Below are 1,184 nucleotides of genomic sequence, written 5' to 3' on the forward strand. Positions count from 1 at the left end.
CCCGCGCCGGCAGCGAGGAAATGCTGGTGCAGTATGGCAACGTGCTCAATGCGCGCTACTTGCTACGCCGCAATGGCGATGCCGTGGAAGTGCAAGCCGGCGGGATCGGCATCGAGCAGCCGGCGCCGCAACCCGCCAGCGGTGTCACCGCAGCGCTGGCAGCGAATCGCTTCGACCTGGACGCCTGGCGCGCCGCGCTGGCGGAGGCCGGCAAGGCCAGTGCAGGCAATACCGCGCCGGTGTCGGCCTACCTGCCCGAGCGCATTTCCGTGCGCACGCACACGCTGTACGCCTTTGGCCGCGAGCTCGATGACGTCGTGCTTGAGGCCACCCGCGAAAGCGCTGGCTGGGGCGTGCAGATCGAGTCCCGCCAGGTGGCGGGCAACATGCGCTGGCGCAGCGATGCCGCCACACCGGCGGGCGCGCTCACGCTGCGCCTATCGCACCTGAACATCCCCGACACGGGCGACGCCGCCAACGCCGCCAACGCGGCCGATCCCCTCGACGGCAACACCAGTGACCTGCCCGCGCTGGACCTGGTTGCGGATCGGTTCGAGCTGCACGGCCGCGACTTCGGCAAGCTCGAGGTCAAGGCGCACTCCAGCGAAAACGGCGGCGAGCCCGTGTGGACGCTGGACCGCCTGGTCATCGAGCAGCCCGGCGCCACCTTTACCGGCAGCGGCAGCTGGCGCTTGCCGCGCCGGGTGCGCGAAGGCGCTGCCGCCGAGCGCCGCACGCTGCTCGACTTCAAGCTCGACGTGCGCAATGGCGGCCAGGTGCTGGAGCGCATGGGCCTGCCGCACATGCTGGCCGACGGGCATGGCACCTTCGAGGGCCGGATCGGATGGCGCGGCTCGCCCCTGTCGATCGACTACCCCACCCTGTCGGGGCGGATGAAGCTGCAGCTGGAAAATGGCCAGATCCTCAGCGTGGACCCGGGTGCGGCCAAGCTGCTGGGTGTGCTCAGCCTGCAAGGCCTGATGCGGCTGGCCACCTTCGACTTCCGGGGAGTGGCGGGCCAGGGCATGGTGTTCGACGAGATCACGGGCACTGGCACGATCGAGAACGGCGTGGCCAGCACCAAGGACTTCGCGCTCGAAGGGCGGGCAAACTGCGCGCCTCGATGACCGGCAGCGCGAACAGTCCCGCGCGAGACGCAGGACCTGGACGTGACGGTAGTGCCG

1 protein-coding gene is annotated in these 1,184 nt (G+C 70.0%); it reads left to right on the forward strand.

Annotated elements, in window-relative coordinates; genetic code table 11:
• A partial coding sequence (locus OR16_RS34535) for a YhdP family protein (protein ID WP_006163506.1) occupies positions 1-1,127 on the forward strand: 1,127 nt, incomplete at its 5' end.
• Between the last annotated feature and the right edge of the window lie 57 nt (positions 1,128-1,184).

This window comes from Cupriavidus basilensis OR16 (genome assembly GCF_000243095.1).
Taxonomy (GTDB): domain Bacteria; phylum Pseudomonadota; class Gammaproteobacteria; order Burkholderiales; family Burkholderiaceae; genus Cupriavidus; species Cupriavidus basilensis_D.